We start from the raw sequence: 24,213 nt of genomic DNA, 5'->3' as shown, positions 1-24,213 counted from the left end.
GACGTGCACGGGCGTCGCCGGTCGCGTCGCTGCAGGCAGTCGCACTTCCGCGCACGGCGCCCGTCAGCGCAAAGCTTCCAGCGCCAGGATCATCCGGTGCAGGCGCGTACCGGGCGGGAGCGGCCTCAGCCGGCTTCGGCCAGCCGCGCCAGCTCCTCGGTCTGATGTTCCTGCAGCAGGCGGTCGACCAGCGGGTCGAGGGCGCCTTCCAGCACGTTGGGCAGGTCGTAGAGCGTGAGCCCGTCGACGCGATGGTCGGTGATCCGCCCCTGCGGGTAGTTGTAGGTGCGGATGCGCTGGCTGCGGTCGCCGCTGCCGACCTGCAGCTTGCGGCTGGCCGCGGTGGCCGCCGTGCGGCGTGCCGCCTCCGCTTCGGCCAGCATCGCGCGCAGCCGCTTCATCGCCTTGTCGCGGTTGGCGTGCTGGCTGCGCTCGGTCTGTGACTCCACCACCAGCCCGCTCGGCACGTGGGTGATGCGGATCGCCGAGTCGGTCTTGTTGACGTGCTGGCCGCCGGCGCCCGACGAGCGGAAGGTATCCACCTTCAGGTCGGCGGGGTTGAGTTCGATCGGCTCGCCGTCCTCTTCCACCGGAATGATCGCCACGGTGGCCGCCGAGGTGTGGATGCGCCCCTGCGATTCGGTCTCCGGCACGCGCTGCACACGGTGGGTGCCCGATTCGAATTTCAGCCGCGCGTAGGCACCGGCACCTTCGACGCGCGCGATCACCTCGCGAAAACCCCCGTGCTCGCCGGGGCTGGCCGATTCCACCTCGACCCGCCAGCCCTGGCGCTCGGCGTATCGCGTGTACATGCGCAGCAGGTCGCCGGCGAAGATCGCCGCCTCGTCACCGCCGGTGCCGGCGCGGATCTCCAGGTACAGGCCGCCCTCGTCGCGGGCATCGCGCGGCACCAGCAGCGCCATGAGCTCGGCATCGAGCGCATCCAGGCGCGCCTGGCTGGCGGCGATCTCCTCGTCGGCCAGCGCGGCCAGCTCCGGGTCGTCGCGCAGCGCCAGCGCGCCGTCGAGGTCGGTGCGGGCCTGCTGTTCGGCGGCGAGCGCGGTCGACAGCGGTTCGAGCTGCGAGAACTCGCGCGACAGGGCGCGGAAGCGCTGCTGGTCGGCCGCGATCCCGGGGTCGGCCAGCAGCCGTTCCAGTTCCTCGCGACGTTCCGCCAGCGCCTCAAGCTTGCGGCGCAGGGTCGGCAGCATCGGCAATGGAGTCGGGCAGGGTGGCGGACGTGGCCGCCGGGCGCAGCGCGCGTTCGATCGCACGGGCGAGTTCGGGGTTCCCGCCCGCGGCGGTCTCGCGCACCGCGGCGGTCGGCAGGTGCAGCAGGCGGTTGGTGAGCGCGTGGGCGAGGTGTTCGAGCACCGCGTCGGGGTCCTTGCCGGCGGCCAGCTGCTGGCGCGCGCGTGCCAGGGCTTCATTGCGCGCCTGCTCGCCATGCTCGCGCAGCAGCCGCAGCGGTGCATTGAAGGCGCTGGCGGCCAGCACCTCGTGGTAGCGCGTGACCTGCAGGTCGATGATCGCCTCGGCGGCGTCGGCGGCCTCGCGGCGGTTGCGGCGGTTGTCCTCCACCGCGCGCTCGAGGTCGTCGACGGTGTAGAGGTAGGCGTCCTTGAGGTCGGCCACGTCGGGTGCGATGTCGCGCGGTACCGCCAGGTCCATCAGCAGCATCGGCTTGTGCCGGCGCGCCCGCAACGCGGCCTCGACCTGGCCCCGGTGCAGCACCGGCTCGCGGCTGGCGGTGGCGGAGAACACCAGGTCGGCCTGGGACAGGTGACGGTCGAGTTCCTCCAGCGGCAGGGCCACCCCGCCATGCCGCGAGGCCAGCGCCTGCGCATGGGCGAGGGTGCGGTTGGCGACCAGCAGCCGCTGCGCCCTGGCCTGCACCAGATGGCGCGCGGCAAGTTCGATGGTCTCGCCGGCGCCGATCAGCAGCACGGTCGATTCCGACAGCCGGGTGAACGATTCCTGCGCCAGCCGCACCGCCAGCGAGGCCACCGACACCGGGCTGTTGCCGATGCGGGTTTCGCTTCGCGCACGCTTGGCGGTCACGAACGCATGCTGGAACAGGCGGTCGAGCTCGCTGCCGAGGGTGCCCGCTTCACGTGCCGCGGCCCAGGCCTGTTTCACCTGGCCCAGGATCTGCGGCTCCCCCAGCACCAGTGAATCCAGCCCGGTGGCCACGCGGAACAGGTGGCGCGCGGCGTCGCCGCCCTGGTGGACATACAGATATGCGCTGAGGTCGGCGTCGGGGCGCAGCGCCAGCCAGCGAGCCAGCGCCTCGCCGCCGTCATCGGCCACTGCGTAGAGTTCGGTGCGGTTGCAGGTCGACAGCACCGCGGCCTCGCGTACTTCCGGCATCGCACGCAGCGAGCGCAGCGTCTCCGGCAGCGCATGTTCGGCAAACGCCACCCGTTCGCGCAGGGCGACCGGCGCGCTCTGGTGGTTGATGCCGAGGGCGAGAAGACTCATGGAAACGGGGACCGCGCGTTCAGGGGCTTGCGATAAGCTTGCTGGCGAACCGCCGTATTTTACGGCCACCACGCCGCCAATGCCTGACTGGTCCCGTTCAGCCCTGCGCCCCGCCGCCCTGGTGCTTGCGATCGCGCTGGCCGCTGGCGCTGTTTCCGCCCGTGAACCGGCCTCCGGCGAACTGCTCGGCGCGACCATGGCGGCCGAATTCGCGCTGCAGGCCGGTCGTCTCGACGAGGCCGCCGACGCCTATCTGCGCGCGGCGCGCGCGGCGCCGGACGATCCGGCGCTGTCGGAGCGCGCGACCCGCATCGCGCTGCTGGCCAACGACGACGCGCGTGCCGGCGAGGCGCTGGCGCTGTGGAAGCGCAGCGCGCCGCCCACGCTGGCGATGCAGGGCATCGAGGCAACCTGGCTGCTGCGCAGCGGCCGCGAGCGCGCCGCGCGCCGCCAGCTGGTGGCGCTGCTGGCCGATCCGGATCCCGCCGGATGGCGGCACGCGCTGGCGGCGATCAGCGCCGGTCACCGCGAGCCGGAGGACGCCGCGCGGATGGTCCGCAGGCTGGTGGATGCCGGTGCGATTCCCGACGACCTGCAGGCATGGCTGGCCTTCGGTGGCCTGTCGCAGCAGCTGGGCGGTGATATTTCCGCGCGCATCCTGGACGAGGTGATGCAGCGCTTTCCCGACGAACCGCGGGTCGCGCTGTTGCGCGCATCGAAGCTGCGGGCCGATGGCGACATCAAAAACGCGCGCGAGGCACTGGCGCGGGTGGAGGACCAGGCGCGGCTGTCGCCGGAACTGCGACTGGCGATTGCCGCCGAGTACGACGCGCTGGGCGCACCGCTGGAATCGGCGCGGGTGATGGCGATCGGCCCGCAGGACACGCGCAGCTACGGCTTGCGCGCATCGCTGCTGGTGAAGGCCGAGGACCGCGAGGCGCTGGGCGCGCTGTATGACGAGTTGCGCGAGCAGGACGCGTCGCCGGAGCCCGGCTGGCGGCTGATGCTGGGGCAGATCGCCGAATACCTGGAGCGTCACGAGGATGCGCTGGAGTGGTATGCCAGCGTGCCGGGTGGCGAGCCGCGGCGGGTCGCGCGGCTGCGCACCGCCAAGGTGCTGCACGACCTCGATCGCCACGACGATGCCTTCGCCGCGCTGCGCGCGCTGCAGGGGGACGCTTCGGCCGACGACGAGCTGCGCCGCGATGCCTACCTGCTCGAGGCCGAGCTGCACCGCGCCGACGAGCGCCCCGATGCGGAGGCCGATGCGTATGCCCGCGGTCTGGGCGCGCATCCCGACGACGGCGCCCTGCTGTATTCACGCGCGCTGATGTGGGAGCGCCGCGACGACATCCCGCGTGCCGAGGCCGACCTGCGCCGCATCCTGGTGATGGAGCCGGAGAACGTGGCCGCGCTCAATGCACTGGGCTACACGCTGGCCGACCGCACCGACCGCTATCGCGAGGCGCTGGAGCTGATCGACCGCGCGCGCGTGGCCGAGCCCGACAACGCCGCCATCGTCGACAGCTACGGCTGGGTGCTCTATCGCCTCGGGCGCAACGCCGAGGCGCTGGTTGAGCTGCGGCGCGCGTGGACGCTGATGAAGGATCCGGAAGTCGCCGCCCACGTGGCCGAGGTGCTGTGGGTGATGGGTCGCCGTGACGAGGCGCGCGAGTATTTCCGCAAGGCGATGGCGCTCGATCCGGAGAACCGCTCGCTGCGCCGTGCGCTGGAATCCACCGGGGCGGAGCTGTGAGCGCGCGCCTTGTCGTGATCGCGCTGGCGCTGCTGGTGCTTGCGGGTTGCGCCACCACCCGGCAGGTCGCCGCGCCGGCTGCGGCGGTACTCGTGGGCGCCGAACTGGATGCCGCGCAGGCACGGCTGGCGGCGCGCGAGCAGGCGCTGCGCGCGCAGCCGGTGATCGCCTTCAATGGTCGCGTCGCGTTGGCCCGGGGCCGCGAGGGCGGCAATGGCCGGATCGAATGGCGGCAGCAGGGCGGCGAGTACCGGGTGACGCTGAGCGCCCCGGTCACCCGCCAGAGCTGGAGCCTGCTGGGCCACGCCGACGGCCGCGCACGCATCGATGGCCTCGAGGGCGGGCCGCGTGAAGGTGCGGATGCGGAGTCGCTGGTCCGCGACGCCACCGGGCTCGAGATTCCGGTCGGCGCGCTCGCGGACTGGGCCGCGGGCATGCGTGCCGACCCGGCGCGCTTCGGCCCCGCCCAGGTCGAATACGACGCCACCGGCCAGCTGCTGCGCCTGCACCAGGATGGCTGGACCATCGATTACCCGGCATGGCAGGCGGACGCCGCGGGCGTGGCCGGGGGCCTGCCGCTGCGCATCAACGCACAGCGCGACGATGCCCGCGTGCGGCTCCTCGTCGACGCCTGGCAGCTGGGCGATACCCCGGACTCGCTGTGACGGTCACAGCGGATCCGGGTCACGGCTGGAGTGCATGGCCGGCGCCGGCGAAGCTCAACCTGTTCCTGCTCGTGACCGGGCGCCGGCCCGACGGCTACCACGAATTGCAGACCGCCTTCCGGCTGCTGGACTGGGGCGATACGGTGTTCCTGCGCCCGCGTGCGGACCCGCGCATCCACCGCGTCGGCGAGACGCTCCCCGGGCTGGATGCGCATGACGACCTGCTGGTACGCGCGGCAGAACTCCTGCAAAAAGAGGCGAATGTGAGCCTTGGTGTGGACATCTGCATCGAAAAGCGCATCCCCGCTGGTGGCGGCTACGGCGGCGGATCGTCGGATGCGGCGACCGTCCTGCTCGCGCTCGACCGTCTCTGGGGGCTGGGCTGGCCCCGCGACCGGCTGGCCGCACTGGGCCTGCGTCTGGGTGCCGACGTCCCGGTGTTCGTGCATGGCCACAACGCCTGGGCCGAGGGCGTGGGCGAGCGGCTGACGCCGATCGACCTGCCGCCCGCCTGGTACCTGCTGGTGGACCCGGGGGTGTCGGTGCCGACCGCGGCGCTGTTCGCGGACCCCGAATTGACGCGTAATGCCGCGCCCGCGACAATACCGGGCTTCGCTTCGGGTGCTCCGCTCGGCAACGTGTTCGAGCCGGTGCTGCGTCGCCGCGAGCCGGCCGTGGATGCCGCGCTCGTCGCGCTGTCGCAGGTCGGCCGCGCGCGGCTGACCGGCACCGGCAGCGGCTGCTTCGTCGAATTCGCCAGCCGCGAGGGCGCCGAAGCTGCGCTTTCCGCGTTGCCCGCGGGCCTCAGGGCCCGGGTGGTGGCCGGTGCGGCGCGCTCGCCGCTGCTGGACGCGCTGGGGCAGTGATTCCGGGGTCGGGAGCAGGTCATGGGGCCTCTTCCCGATTCCATCGAGCAGCCGGAAGGCTGGTCATCCCGATTCAACAGGGGCGTCGCCAAGTGGTTAAGGCACCGGGTTTTGATCCCGGCATTCGCAGGTTCGAATCCTGCCGCCCCTGCCATCGCCGTCCGCGGCGTTCCTTCCCCACATCCCGCCACGGTCAGAGCGGAGCGGAGTCGTCATCATGAAAGAAGATCGCAACCTCCTGATCTTCTCAGGCAATGCCAACAAGCCCCTTGCGCAGTCGGTCTGCCGTGAACTCGGCACGCGGCTCGGCAAGGCGCTGGTGTCGAAATTCTCCGACGGCGAAGTGCAGGTCGAGATCGAGGAGAACGTGCGCCGGCAGGAAGTGTTCGTGCTGCAGCCGACCTGTGCACCGAGTGCCGAGCACCTGGTCGAGCTCGCGGTGCTGGTCGACGCGCTCAAGCGCGCCAGCGCGGCCAGCGTGACCGCGGTGATCCCGTACTTCGGATACGCCCGCCAGGACCGTCGCATGCGCTCCTCGCGCGTGCCGATCACCGCCAAGGTGGCGGCGAAGATGATCGGCTCGGTCGGCACCGACCGCGTGCTGACCGTCGATCTCCACGCCGACCAGATCCAGGGCTTCTTCGACATCCCGGTCGACAACGTCTACGCCTCGCCGCTGCTGCTGGCCGACATCTGGCGCGCACACGGCACCGACAACATGGTGGTGGTGAGCCCGGACGTCGGCGGCGTGGTGCGCGCCCGCGCGATCGCCAAGCGCCTGGACGATGCCGACCTCGCGATCATCGACAAGCGCCGCCCGCGCGCCAACGTGGCGACGGTGATGAACATCATCGGCGACGTGCAGGGCAAGACCTGCGTGCTGGTCGACGACATCGTCGACACCGCCGGCACCCTGTGCGCGGCTGCCGCGGCGCTGAAGGAGAACGGCGCCACCAAGGTCGTGGCCTACTGCACCCATCCGGTGCTGTCGGGCGCGGCGATCGACAACATCTCGAAGTCGCAGCTCGACGAGCTGGTGGTCACCGACACCATCCCGCTGTCGGAGGCCGCGCGCGGCTGTGGCCGGATCCGCCAGCTCAGCGTCGCAGAGTTGCTGGCCGAGACCATCCGCCGCGTCGCCTTCGGCGAGTCGGTGAGCTCGCTCTACGTCGACTGACCGTTGCAGTTTCCGCCGTGCACGCCTGCGTGCGCGGCATTCGAGGGCAGCCCTGGTCGCGGGGCTGCCCACACCGACCGCCACCCGGCGGTCTTCCAACCAGGGTAGTGAATCAACATGTCTACGCATGAAATCAAGGTCGAGCGCCGCGAGGACGGGGGGAAGGGTGCGAGCCGCCGCCTCCGCCACGCCGCGAAGATCCCGGCCATCGTCTACGGCGGGGGCATCGACCCCGTCAACATCCAGCTCGACCACGAGAAGGTCTGGCTGGCCAGCCAGAACGAGTGGTTCTACTCGTCGATCCTCGACCTCAACCTCGACGGCCAGGTGCAGAAGGTGCTGCTGCGTGACATGCAGCGCCACCCGTACCGCCAGCTGATCATGCACCTGGACTTCCAGCGCGTGAACGAGAACGAGGCGATCCGCGCCAGCGTCCCGGTGCACATGGTCAACGTCGACACCTCGCCGGCCGGCAAGACCGCGGGCGTGGTGGTGACGCAGGAACTCAACGAGATCGAGGTGCTGTGCCTGCCGGGCAAGCTGCCGGAGAACATCGAGGTCGACCTCGGCAACATGAACGTCGGTGACACCGTGCACATGTCGGACGTGGTGTTCCCGGAGGGCGTGCAGCCCGCCACCCCGATCGACGAGTCGCACAACCCCGCAATCGCCGTGGCCCGCCACGCCCGCGTGGAAGCCGCCGACGACGCCGAGGAAGGCGCGGAAGGCGACAAGGCCGAGTGACCGGCACGCGGGCGTGGCCACGTGCCGCGCCCGCAGCCTGCGTAATGGAAGGATTGCGTCTCATCGTCGGCCTGGGCAATCCGGGCCGCGACTACGAGCGGACCCGGCACAACGCCGGGTTCCGTTTCGTCGATGCCGTCGCCGAGCGTTTCGGCGGCCGCTTCGCCGTGGATTCGAAGCTGTTCGGCGAGACCGCCCGGGTCGAGATCGGCGGGCAGTCGGTCAGGCTGCTGCGGCCGGCGACGTTCATGAATCTCTCGGGCAAGTCGGTGCTGGCGGCGTTGCAGTTCTGGAAGATCGAACCCGGGTCCACCCTGGTCGCTCATGACGAGCTCGACCTGCCGCCCGGCACCGCGCGGCTGAAGTTCGATGGCGGCCACGGCGGGCAGAACGGGCTGCGTGACATCACGCGAGTGCTCGGCCACGCACGTTTCCACCGGTTGCGGGTCGGTATCGGCCATCCCGGCAGCAAGGACAAGGTGACACCCTGGGTGCTCGGACGCGCCAGTGCGGATGACGACGTGCTGATCGCACGCGCGATCGACGATGCGCTCGACGTGCTGCCGCTGGCGGTGGAGGGCAACTTCATGGATGCGATGACCAGGCTGCATACCGGGCGGGATTAGGCATTGGGGATTCCGGGTTCGATCAGGCGCTGCCTGCATCGAGCGCTGAATCCCGAATTCCCAATCCAGGTTCCGGACGTCATGGGCATCAAATGCGGCATCGTCGGCCTGCCGAACGTCGGCAAGTCGACCCTCTTCAACGCACTGACCAAGGCCGGCATCGCCGCGGCCAACTTCCCCTTCTGCACCATCGAGCCCAACGTCGGCGTGGTGCCGGTGCCGGACCCGCGCCTGAACGCGCTGGCCGACATCATCAAGCCGCAGAAGGTCGTGCCCACGGCCGTCGAGTTCGTCGACATCGCCGGGCTGGTGGCCGGTGCGGCCAGCGGCGAAGGGCTGGGCAACAAGTTCCTGGCCCATATCCGCGAGGTCGATGCCATCACCCACGTGGTGCGCTGCTTCGAGAACCCGGACGTCATCCACGTCAACAACCGGGTCGATCCGATCGCCGATATCGAGACCATCGACACCGAACTCGCGCTCGCCGATCTCGACTCGGTGGAGCGCGCGCTGCAGCGTGCCGAGCGTTCGGCCAAGACCGGCGACAAGGAATCGAAGGCCCGCGCCGAGGTGCTCGGCCGCGTGCAGAAGGGCCTCGCCGACGGCCAGCCGGTGCGCGCGCTGACGCTGTCGGATGACGACCGCGCCGCGATCCGCGACCTGTTCCTGCTGACCGCCAAGCCGGTGCTCTATATCGCCAACGTGCTGGAGGACGGCTTCGAGAACAACCCGCACCTCGACGCGGTGCGCGAGCGCGCGGCGGGCGAGGGCGCCGAGGTCGTGCCGGTGTCGGCGGCGATCGAGGAGGAACTCTCGCAGCTCGAGGATGCCGACCGCGATGCGTTCCTGACCGACCTGGGCCTGGACGAGCCCGGCCTCAACCGGGTGATCCGCGCCGCCTACGGGCTGCTGGACCTGCAGACCTACTTCACCGCCGGCGTCAAGGAAGTGCGCGCGTGGACGGTGAAGGTGGGCGCCACCGCGCCGCAGGCCGCCGCGGTGATCCACACCGATTTCGAGAAGGGTTTCATCCGCGCGGAAGTGGTCGGCTACGACGACTTCATCCGCTACAACGGCGAGTCCGGTGCCAAGGAGGCGGGCAAGTGGCGGCTGGAGGGCAAGGACTACATCGTCAAGGATGGCGACGTCATGCATTTCCGCTTCAACGTCTGAGCGGCTGCGCACGCGGATCCGGGCCCGACAGGCCATGCGCGACGCGCGCGGGCAGCCTGGCAATGCGTGCGGTTCCGCAACCCGCGTCCGGCAAAGCGCCGCGTGATCGGCGCAGGCGTGAAAAAGTTGTCCCGGAAGCCTGTACAGGCGTTGACAGCCCCGGGGTGTCAGTCCAGAATTGCGGGCTCTGTTCTGGCCTACGGGCCGGTTCCGGAGGGATACCCAAGCGGCCAACGGGGGCAGACTGTAAATCTGCTGGCTTACGCCTTCGGTGGTTCGAATCCACCTCCCTCCACCACGTTGCATCGCGGTCCGTCTGACGGTCCGCAACAGTTCCAACCGCAGGCAGTCCATCGCATGCGGGGTGTGCGGCTCCGCAGTCCGCGGGAGTAGTTCAATGGTAGAACCTCAGCCTTCCAAGCTGATGGTGCGGGTTCGATTCCCGTCTCCCGCTCCATTGACGTCTCGCGACAGCGCCGCCACCATCCACGGGTTCTACAGAGGCGCAGGAAGCGCCGGGCGATGCCAGAAGCATCGCGCAGGGCAGGAAGGAGCGGGAACACCCGTGCTCACGTAGCTCAGTCGGTAGAGCACCTCCTTGGTAAGGAGGAGGTCGAAGGTTCGATTCCTTTCGTGAGCACCATTTCCGCCGCCCCCCGATCCAACCGACACATCCAACCGTTCAATCGAGATACCAATCATGGCCAAGGGCAAGTTCGAGCGCACCAAGCCCCACGTGAACGTGGGCACGATCGGTCACGTCGACCACGGCAAGACGACGCTGACGGCGGCGCTGACGAAGGTGGGCGCGGAGCGTTTCGGCGGCGAGTTCCACGCCTACGACGCGATCGACAAGGCGCCTGAGGAAAAGGCCCGCGGCATCACGATCTCGACCTCGCACGTGGAATACGAAAGCCCGACGCGCCACTACGCGCACGTCGACTGCCCGGGCCATGCCGACTACGTCAAGAACATGATCACCGGTGCGGCGCAGATGGACGGCGCGATCCTGGTGTGCTCGGCCGCTGACGGCCCGATGCCGCAGACCCGCGAGCACATCCTGCTGGCGCGCCAGGTCGGCGTGCCGTACATCGTGGTGTTCCTGAACAAGGCCGACATGGTCGACGACGCCGAGCTCCTCGAGCTGGTCGAGATGGAAGTGCGCGAGCTGCTGTCGAAGTACGACTTCCCGGGCGACGACACCCCGATCATCCACGGTTCGGCACTCAAGGCGCTGGAAGGCGACCAGTCCGACATCGGCGTGCCGGCGATCATCAAGCTGGTCGAGGCGCTCGACACCTGGATTCCGGAGCCGGAGCGCGACATCGACAAGACCTTCCTGATGCCGGTGGAAGACGTGTTCTCGATCTCGGGCCGCGGCACCGTGGTGACCGGGCGCATCGAGCGCGGCGTGATCAAGGTGGGCGAGGAAATCGAGATCGTCGGTATCCGCGCCACCCAGAAGACGACCGTCACCGGCGTCGAGATGTTCCGCAAGCTGCTCGACCAGGGTCAGGCGGGCGACAACGCCGGTCTGCTGCTGCGCGGCACCAAGCGTGACGACGTCGAGCGCGGCCAGGTGCTGTGCAAGCCGGGTTCGATCAAGCCGCACACCGACTTCGAAGCCGAAGTCTACGTGCTGTCGAAGGACGAGGGCGGCCGCCACACGCCGTTCTTCAAGGGCTACCGCCCGCAGTTCTACTTCCGCACCACCGACATCACCGGTGCGGTCGAGCTGCCGGAAGGCACCGAGATGGTGATGCCGGGCGACAACGTGAAGATGGTGGTCTCGCTGATCAACCCGATCGCGATGGACGAAGGTCTGCGCTTCGCGATCCGCGAAGGTGGCCGCACCGTCGGCGCCGGCGTCGTCGCCAAGATCATCAAGTAAGCTGCAAGGGTGGAATCGTCCCAGGCGATTCCACCGCTTCGCCGCAGCCAGCGAGGCGGGCCGGAACCCCGGTCCGCCTTCGTCGTCTGAGGACAGGCTGTCGCGACACCGTTTCATCCATACACGCCAGTAGCTCAATTGGCAGAGCAGCGGTCTCCAAAACCGCAGGTTGGGGGTTCGAGTCCCTCCTGGCGTGCCAGACAGGCGGATCCGCCCGCACATGACCGACCTTCCGGTCGGCACGACCACAGCAGCGAAGCCCGAGTGAACAGCCGAGTCGAACAATCCAAGACCGCGTCCGCCGCCGACATCGTCAAGTACGCGGTGTCGATCCTGCTGGTGGTCGCCGGCCTGTTCGCGTTCTACTGGTTCTCCGGGCAGTGGCCGGGCTTTGCGCGGATCCTCGCCGTGGTTGCCGGCGTCGCTGCCGGCGCCGCGGTGTTCATGATGTCCACGGCCAAGGGCGCGCAGACCCGCGAGTTCTTTGCCGAGACCCGCTTCGAGCTGCGCAAGGTGGTCTGGCCGACGCGCCAGGAAGCCATGCGCATGACCTGGGTGGTGATCATCGCAGTGATCATCATCGCGCTGGTGCTCGCGGGCTTCGATACCGTCATCCAGTGGCTGCTGCGGCTGTTTCTGGGGCACTGAGGAGTTGACGAGCTGATGGAAACCCAAGCCGACAAGCGTTGGTACGTGGTGCATGCCTATTCCGGCTTCGAGAAGTCGGTGGCGCAGGCGCTGCGTGACCGCATCGTCCGTGCCGAGATGCAGGACAAGTTCGGCGACGTGCTGGTGCCGACCGAAGAGATCATCGAGATGCGCTCCGGCCAGAAGCGCCGCTCCGAGCGCAAGTTCTTCCCGGGCTATGTGCTGGTGCAGATCGCCACCCACGACGAGGGCGGCATCCCGCGCATCGACAGCGAGAGCTGGCACCTCGTCAAGGAAACCCCGAAGGTGATGGGCTTCATCGGTGGCACCGCGGCGCAGCCGCTGCCGATCCGTGACGACGAGGCCGATGCGATCCTGCAGCGCGTGCAGGATGGCGTCGAGAAGCCGCGTCCCAAGGTCCTGTTCGAGGCCGGGCAGATGGTCCGCGTCATCGACGGCCCGTTCAACGACTTCAACGGCGTGGTCGAGGAAGTCAACTACGAGAAGAGCCGCCTGCGCGTGGCCGTGCTGATCTTCGGCCGCTCGACCCCGGTGGAACTCGAATTCGGGCAGGTCGAGAAGGCCTGAACCGCGCCACCGGCTGCACTGGCGGTGGCTTTCCAACCTGCTATACTGCGCGGCTCCCTGTCCGGTCGAGCCGGGCATCCGTATTGGCCACCCCGCAGGTGGCCCTTCGTGTGAGTGGCAAGGCGACGCCGGGACGCGTGCCGCTCCTGATCGACATTGATCCCGGCCCGATGGGGAGCCTTCCCAGGCGCTTGCACCCGGAGAGAACACGCAGATGGCAAAGAAAGTCGTCGGTTACATCAAGCTGCAGGTGAAGGCCGGTCAGGCCAACCCCTCGCCGCCGGTCGGTCCTGCGCTGGGTCAGCGCGGCCTGAACATCATGGAATTCTGCAAGGCCTTCAATGCCGCCACGCAGAAGATGGAGCCGGGCCTGCCGGTCCCGGTGATCATCACGGCCTACTCGGACCGTACCTTCACCTTCATCACCAAGAGCACCCCTGCTGCCGTGCTGCTCAAGAAGGCCGCCGGCGTGACCTCGGGCTCCAAGCGCCCGAACACCGAGAAGGTGGGCAAGGTCACCCGCAAGCAGCTCGAAGAGATCGCCAAGACCAAGGAAGCCGACCTGACGGCGGCCGAACTGGAAGCGGCGGTGCGCACGATCGCGGGCTCGGCCCGCAGCATGGGCCTGACGGTGGAGGGCTAAGACATGGCAAAGCAGACCAAGCGCCAGAAGGCAGTCGCCGCCGCGGTCCAGCCCGGCAAGACCTACGCCATCGACGACGCGCTGAAGATCGTCAAGGATCTCAGCACGGCGAAGTTCAACGAAGCGGTCGACGTGGCGGTGCGCCTCGGCGTCGACGCGCGCAAGTCCGACCAGCAGGTCCGTGGTTCGACCGTGCTGCCGGAAGGCACCGGCAAGACCGTGCGCGTGGCGGTGTTCGCCCCGGCCGGCGCCAAGGCCGACGAGGCCCTGGCCGCGGGTGCCGACGCGGTGGGCATGGATGACCTCGCCGAGAAGATGCAGGGTGGCGACCTCAACTACGACGTGGTGATCGCCACGCCGGACGCGATGCGCGTCGTCGGCAAGCTGGGCACGCTGCTCGGCCCGCGCGGCCTGATGCCGAACCCGAAGGTCGGCACCGTGTCCCCGAACCCGGGCGAAGCGGTGAAGAATGCCAAGGGTGGCCAGGTGCGTTACCGCACCGACAAGGCCGGCATCATCCACTGCACGATCGGCAAGGCCGACTTCGACGCCGAGCGCCTGAAGACCAACCTGCAGGCGCTTCTGGCCGACCTGGTCAAGGCCAAGCCGGCGACCTCGAAGGGCCAGTACCTGCAGAAGATTTCCGTCAGCTCGACGATGGGCCCCGGCGTTGCCGTGGACCAGGGTTCGCTGTCGCTGAAGTGATGTCCGACGGTGGCGCCTCCGGGCGCCACCTGCTCCACAAATTTTGAGGGCTTCGCAAACGGACCGAAGGTCCCGGCGCGGCGCCGTCAAAGACCGCAGGCGCGGTCGACGATGCAACGGCGACGGGCAGGGACGCTCGAATGGCAAGGGAGTCGCCGCCGCTGCAGCGCTGAGCGCTTAATCCTGTGCATGCGCAAGCATCGCGGGCCTGCGTAGATGGTCGCCGACCCTCTGAGATTCATGCTGGTTTCGAATCCGGAAGAAGGCTGCCACCCGGAAGGCCATTCGGCCTTCCCGGCATCGATGGACCGGTGCCGCTCTTGGACCGCCGGCGGCAGGAGCCGCGGGCGGAGTTGAAGTACGGAGGAGTGCAATGGCTCTCAATCTGAACCAGAAGAAGGAAGTCGTTGCCGAACTGGCCGAGGTCGCCGCATCGGCGCACTCGCTGGTCGCCGCCGAGTATCTGGGTCTTACGGTCGCTCAGCTGACCGACCTGCGCAAGAAGGCGCGCGACAACGGGGTCTACCTCAAGGTAGTCAAGAACACCCTCGTGTCGCGTGCAGTTGCCGACACCGATTACGCCGTCATCGCCGACGACCTGACCGGTCCGCTGCTGTATGCCTTCTCGAAGGAAGATCCGGGTGCCGCCGGCCGCCTCATCAAGGACTTCGCCAAGACCGCTGACAAGCTGAAGCCGCGTCTGGTCGCGGTTGGTGGACAGAAGTACCCGGGCACCCATGTGGATGTCCTGGCTTCGCTGCCGACCCGCGAACAGGCACTGGCCATGCTGGTCGGCATGATGGCCCAGCCGGCCACCATGCTTGCCCGCGTTCTTGCCGAGCCCGCCGCCTCGACCGCCCGCGTGATCAACGCGGTCGGCCAGGCCAAGGCCGCCTGAAGTCACTGATGGATGCCGCATTCGGTACGCATCCAATCATCTAGCCGTTTCGAAACCAGTCAATCAAGGTAACTACAATGTCCCTTTCCAACGAAGAAATCCTGGAAGCCATCGGCAACAAGTCCCTCGTCGAGGTGATGGAGCTGGTCAAGGCGTTCGAAGAGAAGTTCGGCGTGTCCGCCGCCGCTCCGGTCGCCATGGCTGCCGGCCCGGCCGCTGCTGCTGCCCCGGCTGCTGAAGAGCAGACCGAGTTCACCGTCGTCCTGAAGGCCGCCGGCGAGAAGAAGGTCGAGGTCATCAAGGTCGTGCGCGCCATCACCGGCCTGGGCCTGAAGGAAGCCAAGGACCTCGTCGAAGGCGCCCCGAAGGACGTGAAGGACGGCGTCTCGAAGGACGAAGCCGAGAAGCTGAAGAAGGACCTCGAGGCCGCCGGCGCTGCCGTCGAGCTGAAGTAAGCGGTCCTTGCGTCGCCCGACCCGTTCAGGCGACCACCGAGGCCGGGGGCGAAAGCCCCCGGCTTTTGGCCGTTGCTGCAGGTGCGGCAACTGCTGATTCGCCGCCGTGATGCGGGCGCCCCGGTATCCGGGCGTGCGGCCACCAGTCGCGAATCAGCAGTTCCTGTTCGATCCAGGAATGTTCCATCCAAGAGTCGCCATTCGGAAGTAGCGGGAGAAGGCGTGCTGGTGCCGGCAATACCAGCAACTTCCGACTGGCGGTTTCCCCCGGGACCATCGACACAGATGGTCTGTCCCCAGGGTTGCGGACGCGCAGCCCCAGATGCCAAAGGCGGTCATTGCTCATGACGACTACGTATTCCTTTACCGAGAAGAAGCGCATCCGCAAGGACTTCGGCAAGCGCCGGAGCATCCTTGAGGTGCCCTTCCTGCTCGCGATCCAGGTCGACTCGTACCGCGAGTTCCTGCAGGCCGACATCGATCCCGCCAAGCGTGAGGACCGCGGCCTGCACGCCGCGCTGAAGTCGGTGTTCCCGATCGTCAGCTACAACGGCTACGCCGCGCTGGAGTACGTCGGCTACAAGCTCGGCGAGCCGGTGTTCGACGAGCGCGAGTGCCGCAACCGCGGCCTCAGCTACGGCGCCCCGCTGCGCGTGACCGTGCGCCTGGTGATCTACGACCGCGAGTCGTCGGCCAAGGCCATCAAGTACGTGAAGGAGCAGGAGGTCTACATGGGCGAGATCCCGCTCATGACCGGCAACGGCACCTTCATCGTCAACGGCACCGAGCGCGTCATCGTCTCCCAGCTGCACCGCTCGCCGGGCGTGTTCTTCGACCACGACCGTGGCAAGACCCACAGCTCGGGCAAGCTGCTGTATTCGGCGCGCATCATTCCCTACCGCGGCTCGTGGCTGGACTTCGAGTTCGACCCGAAGGACGCGCTGTTCACCCGTATCGACCGTCGCCGCAAGCTGCCGGTGTCGATCCTGCTGCGCGCGCTGGGCTACTCCAACGAGGAGATGCTCAACGAGTTCTTCGAGATCAACACCTTCCACATCCTGCCCGAAGGCGTGCAGCTCGAGCTCGTGCCCGAGCGCCTGCGTGGCGAGACCCTGGACTTCGACCTGGCCGATGGCGACACCGTCATCGTCGAGGCCGGCCGCCGCATCACCGCACGCCACGTGCGCCAGCTCGAGGCCTCGGGCATTTCCGCGCTCGCGGTGCCCGACGAGTACCTGCTCGGCCGCATCCTCTCGCATGACATCGTCGATGCCGCCAGCGGCGAACTGCTGGCCACCGCCAACGACGAGATCAGCGAAGAGCAGCTGGCCGCGTTCCGCAAGGCCGGCATCGACGCCATCGGCACGCTGTGGGTCAACGACCTCGACCGCGGTGCGTACCTGTCCAACACGCTGCGCATCGACCCGACCAAGACCCAGCTCGAGGCCCTGGTCGAGATCTACCGCATGATGCGTCCCGGCGAGCCGCCGACCAAGGACGCCGCGCAGAACCTGTTCCACAACCTGTTCTTCACCTTCGAGCGCTACGACCTGTCGGGCGTGGGCCGGATGAAGTTCAACCGCCGCCTCGGCCGCAAGGAAACCGAAGGCGCGTCGGTGCTGTACGACGCCAAGTACTTCGCCGACCGCAAGGACGAGGATTCCGCGCGCCTGCGCGAGGCCAACGGCGACAGCTCCGACATCCTCGACGTGATCCGCGTGCTGACCGAGATCCGCAACGGCCGTGGTGGCGTCGACGACATCGACCACCTGGGCAACCGTCGCGTCAGGTCGGTCGGCGAGATGGCCGAGAACGTGTTCCGCGTGGGCCTGGTCCGCGTCGAGCGCGCCGTGCGCGAGCGCCTGACGATGGCCGAGGCCGATGGCCTGACCCCGCAGGAACTCATCAACGCCAAGCCGGTCGCGGCCGCGGTCAAGGAGTTCTTCGGCTCCTCGCAGCTGTCGCAGTTCATGGACCAGAACAACCCGCTGTCGGAAGTCACCCACAAGCGCCGTGTCTCGGCCCTCGGGCCGGGCGGCCTGACCCGCGAGCGCGCCGGCTTCGAAGTGCGCGACGTGCATCCCACGCACTACGGTCGCGTGTGCACCATCGAAACGCCGGAAGGCCCGAACATCGGCCTGATCAACTCGCTGGCGGTGTTCGCCCGCACCAACCGCTACGGCTTCCTCGAGACGCCGTATCGCCGCGTGGTCGAAGGCAAGGTCACCGACGAGATCGAGTTCCTGTCGGCGATCGAGGAGAACGAGTACGTCATCGCCCAGGCCAACGCGCCGCAGGACGACGACGGCCGCCTGAGCGAGCAGTTCGTCGACGTGCGCTACCAGGGCGAGTCGCTGCTCAAGCCGCCGGCGGAAGTGCACTTCATGGACGTGTCGCCGATGCAGACCGTGTCGGTGGCGGCCGCGCTGGTGCCGTTCCTCGAGCACGACGACGCCAACCGCGCGCTCATGGGCGCCAACATGCAGCGCCAGGCGGTGCCGACGCTGCGTGCGCAGAAGCCGCTGGTGGGTACCGGCATCGAGCGCGCGGTTGCGCGCGACTCGGGCGTGACCGTCAACGCGCGCCGTGGCGGCGTGGTCGAGCAGGTGGACGCGGGCCGCATCGTGGTCAAGGCGCACGAGGAGGAGATCTCGGGCGAGACCGATGCCGGCGTCGACATCTACAACCTGATCAAGTACACGCGTTCCAACCAGAACACCTGCATCAACCAGCGTCCGCTGGTGGTCGTGGGTGACGTGATCGCGCGCGGCGACGTGCTGGCCGACGGCCCGTCGACCGACATCGGCGAGCTGGCCCTGGGCCAGAACATGCTGGTCGCGTTCATGCCGTGGAACGGCTACAACTTCGAGGACTCGATCCTGCTGTCCGAGCGCGTCGTCAAGGAAGACCGCTACACCACGATCCACATCGAGGAACTGACCGCGGTCGCACGCGACACCAAGCTCGGGCCGGAAGAGATCTCCGCCGACATCCCCAACGTCTCCGAGCAGGCACTGAACCGCCTCGACGAGTCCGGCGTGGTGTACATCGGCGCCGAAGTACGCGCCGGCGACATCCTGGTGGGCAAGGTCACGCCGAAGGGCGAGAGCCAGCTGACCCCGGAAGAGAAGCTGCTGCGCGCGATCTTCGGCGAGAAGGCCTCGGACGTGAAGGACAGCTCGCTGCGCGTGCCGCCGGGCATGGACGGCACCGTCATCGACGTGCAGGTCTTCACCCGCGACGGCATCGAGAAGGACAAACGTGCGCGCCAGATCGAGGAATCCGAGATCAAGCGCGTCAAGAAGGACTTCGACGACCAGTTCCGCATCCTCGAGGGTGCGATCTACGCGCGCCTGAAGTCGCAGCTCGTCGGCAAGGTCGCCAACGGCGGCGCCGGCCTGAAGAAGGGCGACACCGTCACCGAGGCGGTGCTCGACGGCCTGAAGCGGACCGACTGGTTCGCGCTGCGGATGAAGGACGCCGAAGCGGTCGAGGCGATCGAGCGTGCGCAGATGCAGATCGACGCGCACCGCAAGGAGTTCGACCGTCGCTTCGAGGACAAGCGCGGCAAGATCACCCAGGGCGACGACCTCGCACCGGGCGTGCTGAAGATGGTCAAGGTGTTCCTGGCGGTGAAGCGCCGCATCCAGCCGGGCGACAAGATGGCCGGCCGCCACGGCAACAAGGGCGTGGTGTCCAACATCGTGCCGGTGCAGGACATGCCGTACATGGCCGATGGCCAGACCGTCGACATCGTGCTCAACCCGCTGGGCGTGCCGTCGCGCATGAACATCGGCCAGATCCTGGAAGTCCACCTCGGGTGGGCGGCCAAGGGCCTGGGCGAGAAGATCCAGCGCATGCTCGATGCCCAGACCGCGGTGAACGACCTGCGTGCCTTCCTCGACCAGATCTACAACCACGACAACGAAGTGACCGGCGGGCGCGTCGACCTGTCGCAGTTCAGCGACGACGAGCTTCTGGCACTGGCGAAGAACCTCACCGACGGCGTGCCGATGGCGACGCCGGTGTTCGACGGTGCGGCCGAGACCGAGATCAAGAAGATGCTCGAACTCGCCGACCTGCCGGTCAGTGGCCAGACGCAGCTGTACGACGGGCGTACCGGCGAGGGCTTCGAGCGCAAGGTGACCGTGGGCTACATGCACATGCTCAAGCTCAACCATCTGGTCGACGACAAGATGCACGCGCGTTCGACCGGCCCGTACTCGCTCGTCACCCAGCAGCCGCTGGGCGGCAAGGCGCAGTTCGGCGGCCAGCGCTTCGGCGAAATGGAAGTCTGGGCGCTGGAAGCCTACGGCGCGGCCTACACCCTGCAGGAAATGCTGACGGTGAAGTCCGACGACGTGCAGGGCCGCAACCAGATGTACAAGAACATCGTCGACGGCGAACACGAGATGGTCGCGGGCATGCCCGAGTCCTTCAACGTGCTGGTCAAGGAAATCCGCTCGCTGGCCATCAACATGGAGCTCGAGGAGCACTGAGACCCGGGACCGGGCCCCGGGGGGCCGGGCGTCGCGCAGGCAATCGCTGCGACGCCCACCCCCGATTCCCGCTCTGACGCATCCCGAATCTCGTATCCCGAATCCCGGAGACACTCATGAAAGACCTGCTCAATCTCTTCAACCAGCAGCGCCCGGCGCTCGATTTCGACGCGATCAAGATCGCGCTGGCATCGCCGGACATGATCCGTTCGTGGTCCTACGGCGAAGTGAAGAAGCCCGAGACCATCAACTACCGCACCTTCAAGCCCGAGCGCGACGGCCTGTTCTGCGCGTCCATCTTCGGGCCGGTGAAGGACTACGAGTGCCTGTGCGGCAAGTACAAGCGCATGAAGCACCGCGGCGTGGTCTGCGAGAAGTGCGGCACGGAAGTGACGCTGGCCAAGGTGCGCCGCGAGCGCATGGGCCATATCGACCTCGCCAGCCCGACCGCGCACATCTGGTTCCTCAAGTCGCTGCCGTCGCGCATCGGCCTGATGCTGGACATGACCCTGCGTGACATCGAGCGCATCCTCTACTTCGAGGCGTTCGTGGTCACCGAGCCGGGCCTGACTCCGCTCGAGCGCGGCCAGCTGCTCAACGAGGAGCAGTTCCTGCAGATGCGCCAGGAGCACGGCGACGACTTCGACGCCGCGATGGGCGCCGAGGCCGTCTACGACCTGCTGCGCACGATCGACCTGCAGGCCGAGATGGTGAAGCTCAAGGAAGACATCGCCAGCACCGGTTCGGAAACCAAGCTCAAGCGCCTCACCAAGCGCATCAAGCTGGTCGAGGCGTTCGTCGAGTCCGGCAACCGCCCCGAGTGGATGATCATGACGGTGCTGCCGGTGCTGCCGCCGGACCTGCGTCCGCTGGTGCCGCTGGACGGTGGCCGCTTTGCGACCTCCGACCTCAACGACCTGTACCGCCGCGTCATCAACCGCAACAACCGCCTGCGCCGCCTGCTCGAACTCAATGCGCCCGACATCATCGTGCGCAACGAAAAGCGCATGCTGCAGGAGTCGGTGGATGCGCTGATGGACAACGGCCGTCGCGGCCGTGCCATCACCGGCACCAACAAGAGGCCTTTGAAGTCGCTCGCCGACATGATCAAGGGCAAGCAGGGCCGCTTCCGCCAGAACCTGCTCGGCAAGCGCGTCGACTACTCGGGCCGTTCGGTCATCGTGGTCGGCCCGACCCTGCGCCTGCACGAGTGCGGCCTGCCGAAGAAGATGGCGCTCGAGCTGTTCAAGCCCTTCATCTTCTCCAAGCTGCAGCGCCGTGGCCTGGCCACGACGATCAAGGCCGCCAAGAAGCTGGTCGAGCGCGAAGAGGCGGAAGTCTGGGACATCCTGGAAGAAGTCATCCGCGAGCACCCGGTGCTGCTCAACCGTGCGCCGACGCTGCACCGCCTGGGCATCCAGGCGTTCGAGCCGGTGCTGATCGAGGGCAAGGCCATCCAGCTGCACCCGCTGGTCTGCACCGCGTTCAACGCCGACTTCGACGGTGACCAGATGGCCGTGCACGTGCCGCTTTCGCTGGAAGCCCAGCTGGAAGCGCGTGCGCTGATGATGTCGACCAACAACATCCTGTCGCCGGCCAACGGCGAGCCGATCATCGTGCCGTCGCAGGACGTCGTGCTGGGCCTGTACTACATGACCCGCGCGCTCGAGAACAAGGCGGGCGAGGGCATGGCATTCGCCAACGTCGCCGAGGTCAAGCGCGCATACGACAACCGCGTCGCCGAGCTGCACGCCAAGGTCAAGGTCCGCATCACCGAGACCGTGATCGACGAGGAAGGCAACCGCGAGAAGAAGACCTCGATTGTGGACACCACGATCGGGCGCGCGCTGCTGGCCGAGATCCTGCCGGACGGCCTGCCGTTCGCGCTGGCCAACACCGAGCTGACCAAGAAGAACATCTCGCGCCTGATCAACTCCTGCTACCGCCAGCTCGGCCTGAAGGACACGGTCGTGTTCGCCGACAAGCTGATGTACACCGGCTTCGCGTTCGCGACCCGCGCCGGCGTGTCGATCGGCATCGACGACATGACCATCCCGGCCGAGAAGAAGGACATCCTCGCCGAGGCGGAAGCCGAGGTGCTGGAGATCCAGCAGCAGTACCAGTCGGGCCTGGTCACCGCCGGCGAGCGCTACAACAAGGTGGTCGACATCTGGTCGCGCACCAACGAGCGCGTCGCCAAAGCGATGATGGACACGATCGGCACCGAGACCGTCACCAATGCCGAAGGCGTCGCCATCGAGCAGAAGTCGATGAACTCGATCTACATCATGGCCGACTCCGGTGCGCGTGGTTCGCAGGCGCAGATCCGCCAGCTGGCGGGCATGCGTGGCCTGATGGCCAAGCCGGACGGCTCGATCATCGAGACCCCGATCACCGCGAACTTCCGCGAGGGCCTGAACGTCCTGCAGTACTTCATCTCGACCCACGGTGCCCGTAAGGGCCTCGCGGATACCGCGCTGAAGACCGCGAACTCCGGTTACCTGACCCGTCGCCTGGTCGACGTGGCGCAGGACGTGGTGATCACCGAGACCGACTGCGGCACGACCGCGGGCCTGACCATGACCCCGATCGTGGAAGGCGGCGACGTCGTCGAGCCGCTGCGCGACCGCGTGCTCGGCCGTGTCGTGGCGGAGGACGTGTTCCTGCCGGGCAACGACGAGGACCCGATCGTCACCCGCAACGCGCTGCTCGACGAGCAGTGGGTGAGCCGCCTCGAGGACGCCGGCGTGCAGACCATCCAGGTCCGCTCGACCATCACCTGCGAAAGCCCGTTTGGCGTGTGCGCCATGTGCTACGGCCGTGACCTCGGCCGCGGCCACCTGGTCAACCACGGCGAAGCGGTCGGCGTGGTCGCCGCGCAGTCGATCGGCGAGCCGGGTACCCAGCTCACCATGCGTACGTTCCACATCGGTGGTGCGGCATCGCGTGCGGCCGCCATCGACAACGTGACGGTCAAGACCACCGGCTCGATCAAGTTCAACAACCTCAAGCACGTCCGCCATGCCAGCGGCCACTTCGTGGCGGTGTCGCGTTCGGGCGAACTGTCGGTGCTCGACCCGCACGGCCGCGAGCGCGAGCGCTACAAGCTCCCGTACGGTGCCACCATCAGCGTCGAGGATGGCGCGGAGATCAAGGCCGGCCAGACCGTGGCCAACTGGGATCCGCATAACCACCCGATCGTGTCGGAAGTCGCCGGCTTCATCCGCTTCATCGACTTCGTCGACGGCGTCACCGTCATCGAGAAGACCGACGAGCTGACGGGCCTGGCCTCGCGCGAGATCACCGACCCCAAGCGTCGCGGTTCGGCCGCCAAGGACCTGCGCCCGATCGTGCGCATCGTCGACGGCAAGGGCAACGACCTCAACATCCCGGGTACCGACCTGCCGGCGCAGTACCTGTTGCCGCCGCGCTCGATCGTCAACCTCCAGGATGGTGCACCGGTCGGCGTGGGTGACGTGGTCGCCAAGATCCCGCAGGAAGCGTCCAAGACCCGCGACATCACCGGTGGTCTGCCGCGCGTGGCCGACCTGTTCGAGGCGCGCAAGCCGAAGGACCCGGCGGTGCTGGCCGAGCGTTCGGGCATCGTCAGCTTCGGCAAGGACACCAAGGGCAAGCAGCGCCTGATCCTCAAGGGTCCGGACGGCGAGGAGCACGAGGAGCTGATCCCGAAGTACCGCCAGATCATCGTGTTCGAAGGCGAGCACGTGGAGAAGGGCGAGACCGTGGTGGACGGCGAGCCGAGCCCGCAGGACATCCTGCGCCTGAAGGGCGTCGAGGAGCTGGCGTCCTATCTGACCAAGGAAATCCAGGACGTCTATCGCCTGCAGGGCGTGAAGATCAACGACAAGCACATCGAGGTGATCGTTCGCCAGATGCTGCGCAAGGTCGAGATCACCGACTCCGGCGACAGCCGTTATCTGGCTGGCGAGCAGGTGGAGAAGCAGCGCGCCATCGAGGACAACGCCAAGCTCATCAAGCGCAACGAGCTCCCGGCGAAGTACGAGCCGGTCCTGCTGGGCATTACCAAGGCCTCGCTGGCGACCGAGTCGTTCATCTCGGCGGCCTCCTTCCAGGAGACCACCCGCGTGCTGACCGAGGCTGCCGTGCGCGGCACCCGCGACAGCCTGCGCGGCCTGAAGGAGAACGTCATCGTGGGCCGCCTGATTCCGGCGGGTACCGGCCTGGCGTATCACACCCAGCGCCGTCGCGACGCCTCGGGCCTCACCGAGTCGGAGATGGAAGCACTGTCGGGCAGCGTGGCCGCCGACGTCGAGATGGCCGCGGGCCAGGTCGGCGAGGACGTGGCCGAATCCGCCGCTCCGGAGGCAAGCCAGGGCGAGTGATCGCCGGCGGACAGGGACGGGGCGGCCAGCCGGC

Annotated in this window: 18 protein-coding genes and 5 tRNA genes; 21 read left to right on the top strand and 2 right to left on the bottom strand. The window is 67.9% G+C overall.

Annotation, left to right across the window (positions count from 1 at the left end; translation table 11 throughout):
* Positions 1-125 precede the first annotated feature (125 nt).
* Positions 126-1,211 (bottom strand): peptide chain release factor 1, encoded by a 1,086-nt coding sequence (prfA, locus tag ERL55_RS11545; protein WP_129136540.1) that lies wholly within the window; start codon positions 1,209-1,211, stop codon positions 126-128.
* Positions 1,183-2,481, bottom strand: a complete 1,299-nt coding sequence (hemA, locus tag ERL55_RS11540; protein ID WP_129136539.1) for a glutamyl-tRNA reductase — start codon at positions 2,479-2,481, stop codon at positions 1,183-1,185. Before hemA ends, prfA begins: the two co-directional genes overlap by 29 nt.
* Before the next feature lie 79 nt (positions 2,482-2,560).
* Here hemA and ERL55_RS11535 point away from each other — a divergent pair, with 79 nt between their 5' ends.
* From ERL55_RS11535 to rpoC, 21 genes are all read left to right on the top strand, one after another.
* The gene (locus ERL55_RS11535; protein ID WP_129136538.1) at positions 2,561-4,237 is read left to right on the top strand and encodes a tetratricopeptide repeat protein; all 1,677 of its coding nucleotides are present in this window, start codon (positions 2,561-2,563) and stop codon (positions 4,235-4,237) included.
* Complete coding sequence (gene lolB, locus ERL55_RS11530; RefSeq protein ID WP_129136537.1) at positions 4,234-4,902, top strand: lipoprotein insertase outer membrane protein LolB; 669 nt, start codon at positions 4,234-4,236, stop codon at positions 4,900-4,902. Before ERL55_RS11535 ends, lolB begins: the two co-directional genes overlap by 4 nt.
* Positions 4,899-5,768 (top strand): 4-(cytidine 5'-diphospho)-2-C-methyl-D-erythritol kinase, encoded by an 870-nt coding sequence (gene ispE / locus ERL55_RS11525; RefSeq protein ID WP_206733425.1) that lies wholly within the window; start codon positions 4,899-4,901, stop codon positions 5,766-5,768. Before lolB ends, ispE begins: the two co-directional genes overlap by 4 nt.
* A 78-nt stretch (positions 5,769-5,846) precedes the next feature.
* Positions 5,847-5,922: transfer RNA gene (locus tag ERL55_RS11520), tRNA-Gln, on the top strand.
* 63 nt (positions 5,923-5,985) lie between these two features.
* A complete protein-coding gene (locus tag ERL55_RS11515) occupies positions 5,986-6,945 on the top strand; it encodes a ribose-phosphate diphosphokinase (protein WP_129136535.1) in 960 nt (319 codons plus the stop codon).
* 117 nt (positions 6,946-7,062) lie between these two features.
* Positions 7,063-7,689: a 50S ribosomal protein L25/general stress protein Ctc gene (locus ERL55_RS11510; RefSeq protein ID WP_129136534.1), complete on the top strand. Its 627-nt coding sequence runs from the start codon at positions 7,063-7,065 to the stop codon at positions 7,687-7,689.
* A gap of 44 nt (positions 7,690-7,733) precedes the next feature.
* On the top strand, positions 7,734-8,315 hold the full coding sequence (gene pth, locus ERL55_RS11505) for an aminoacyl-tRNA hydrolase (RefSeq protein WP_129136533.1): 582 nt from the start codon (positions 7,734-7,736) through the stop codon (positions 8,313-8,315).
* Positions 8,316-8,396: 81 nt separating this feature from the next.
* Complete coding sequence (gene ychF / locus ERL55_RS11500) at positions 8,397-9,488, top strand: redox-regulated ATPase YchF (RefSeq protein WP_129136532.1); 1,092 nt, start codon at positions 8,397-8,399, stop codon at positions 9,486-9,488.
* A 212-nt stretch (positions 9,489-9,700) separates the two neighbouring features.
* A tRNA-Tyr gene (locus ERL55_RS11495) sits at positions 9,701-9,786 on the top strand.
* An 85-nt stretch (positions 9,787-9,871) separates the two neighbouring features.
* Positions 9,872-9,945: transfer RNA gene (locus ERL55_RS11490), tRNA-Gly, on the top strand.
* Between the two features lie 110 nt (positions 9,946-10,055).
* Positions 10,056-10,131, top strand: a tRNA-Thr gene (locus ERL55_RS11485).
* A 57-nt stretch (positions 10,132-10,188) separates the two neighbouring features.
* Positions 10,189-11,379: an elongation factor Tu gene (tuf, locus tag ERL55_RS11480; RefSeq protein WP_129136524.1), complete on the top strand. Its 1,191-nt coding sequence runs from the start codon at positions 10,189-10,191 to the stop codon at positions 11,377-11,379.
* 123 nt (positions 11,380-11,502) lie between these two features.
* Positions 11,503-11,578 (top strand) — tRNA-Trp (locus ERL55_RS11475).
* Positions 11,579-11,643: 65 nt separating this feature from the next.
* Positions 11,644-12,027, top strand: coding sequence for a preprotein translocase subunit SecE (gene secE / locus ERL55_RS11470; RefSeq protein ID WP_129136531.1), 384 nt, complete (start codon positions 11,644-11,646; stop codon positions 12,025-12,027).
* Between the two features lie 15 nt (positions 12,028-12,042).
* Entirely contained in the window at positions 12,043-12,615 is a 573-nt protein-coding gene (gene nusG, locus ERL55_RS11465; RefSeq protein WP_129136530.1) for a transcription termination/antitermination protein NusG, read from the top strand.
* A 214-nt stretch (positions 12,616-12,829) separates the two neighbouring features.
* A complete protein-coding gene (gene rplK, locus ERL55_RS11460) occupies positions 12,830-13,258 on the top strand; it encodes a 50S ribosomal protein L11 (RefSeq protein ID WP_100324550.1) in 429 nt (142 codons plus the stop codon).
* A 3-nt stretch (positions 13,259-13,261) separates the two neighbouring features.
* Positions 13,262-13,963, top strand: a complete 702-nt coding sequence (rplA, locus tag ERL55_RS11455) for a 50S ribosomal protein L1 (RefSeq protein ID WP_129136529.1) — start codon at positions 13,262-13,264, stop codon at positions 13,961-13,963.
* Positions 13,964-14,336: 373 nt separating this feature from the next.
* Entirely contained in the window at positions 14,337-14,861 is a 525-nt protein-coding gene (gene rplJ / locus ERL55_RS11450) for a 50S ribosomal protein L10 (protein ID WP_100324552.1), read from the top strand.
* Positions 14,862-14,938: 77 nt separating this feature from the next.
* The gene (gene rplL / locus ERL55_RS11445; protein ID WP_129136528.1) at positions 14,939-15,316 is read left to right on the top strand and encodes a 50S ribosomal protein L7/L12; all 378 of its coding nucleotides are present in this window, start codon (positions 14,939-14,941) and stop codon (positions 15,314-15,316) included.
* A 344-nt stretch (positions 15,317-15,660) separates the two neighbouring features.
* Positions 15,661-19,815 (top strand): DNA-directed RNA polymerase subunit beta, encoded by a 4,155-nt coding sequence (gene rpoB, locus ERL55_RS11440; RefSeq protein ID WP_129136527.1) that lies wholly within the window; start codon positions 15,661-15,663, stop codon positions 19,813-19,815.
* A 116-nt stretch (positions 19,816-19,931) separates the two neighbouring features.
* Complete coding sequence (gene rpoC, locus ERL55_RS11435; RefSeq protein WP_241685755.1) at positions 19,932-24,179, top strand: DNA-directed RNA polymerase subunit beta'; 4,248 nt, start codon at positions 19,932-19,934, stop codon at positions 24,177-24,179.
* Positions 24,180-24,213 lie beyond the last annotated feature (34 nt).

The sequence above is a fragment of the Luteimonas sp. YGD11-2 genome, assembly GCF_004118975.1.
GTDB lineage: Bacteria > Pseudomonadota > Gammaproteobacteria > Xanthomonadales > Xanthomonadaceae > Luteimonas > Luteimonas muca.
The sequence above is the reverse complement of the archived record's forward strand: the minus strand, read 5'-3'. Positions and strand labels throughout refer to the sequence as shown.

Coding starts and splice junctions, on each gene's coding strand:
- pth (WP_129136533.1), top strand. CDS start 7,734: ATGGAAGGATTGCGTCTCATCGTCGGCCTGGGCAATCCGGGCCGCGAC.
- rplJ (WP_100324552.1), top strand. CDS start 14,337: ATGGCTCTCAATCTGAACCAGAAGAAGGAAGTCGTTGCCGAACTGGCC.
- rpoC (WP_241685755.1), top strand. CDS start 19,932: ATGAAAGACCTGCTCAATCTCTTCAACCAGCAGCGCCCGGCGCTCGAT.
- prfA (WP_129136540.1), bottom strand. CDS start 1,211: ATGCTGCCGACCCTGCGCCGCAAGCTTGAGGCGCTGGCGGAACGTCGC.
- rplL (WP_129136528.1), top strand. CDS start 14,939: ATGTCCCTTTCCAACGAAGAAATCCTGGAAGCCATCGGCAACAAGTCC.
- hemA (WP_129136539.1), bottom strand. CDS start 2,481: ATGAGTCTTCTCGCCCTCGGCATCAACCACCAGAGCGCGCCGGTCGCC.
- rplK (WP_100324550.1), top strand. CDS start 12,830: ATGGCAAAGAAAGTCGTCGGTTACATCAAGCTGCAGGTGAAGGCCGGT.
- ERL55_RS11515 (WP_129136535.1), top strand. CDS start 5,986: ATGAAAGAAGATCGCAACCTCCTGATCTTCTCAGGCAATGCCAACAAG.
- ychF (WP_129136532.1), top strand. CDS start 8,397: ATGGGCATCAAATGCGGCATCGTCGGCCTGCCGAACGTCGGCAAGTCG.
- rpoB (WP_129136527.1), top strand. CDS start 15,661: ATGACGACTACGTATTCCTTTACCGAGAAGAAGCGCATCCGCAAGGAC.
- nusG (WP_129136530.1), top strand. CDS start 12,043: ATGGAAACCCAAGCCGACAAGCGTTGGTACGTGGTGCATGCCTATTCC.
- ERL55_RS11535 (WP_129136538.1), top strand. CDS start 2,561: ATGCCTGACTGGTCCCGTTCAGCCCTGCGCCCCGCCGCCCTGGTGCTT.
- tuf (WP_129136524.1), top strand. CDS start 10,189: ATGGCCAAGGGCAAGTTCGAGCGCACCAAGCCCCACGTGAACGTGGGC.
- rplA (WP_129136529.1), top strand. CDS start 13,262: ATGGCAAAGCAGACCAAGCGCCAGAAGGCAGTCGCCGCCGCGGTCCAG.
- ERL55_RS11510 (WP_129136534.1), top strand. CDS start 7,063: ATGTCTACGCATGAAATCAAGGTCGAGCGCCGCGAGGACGGGGGGAAG.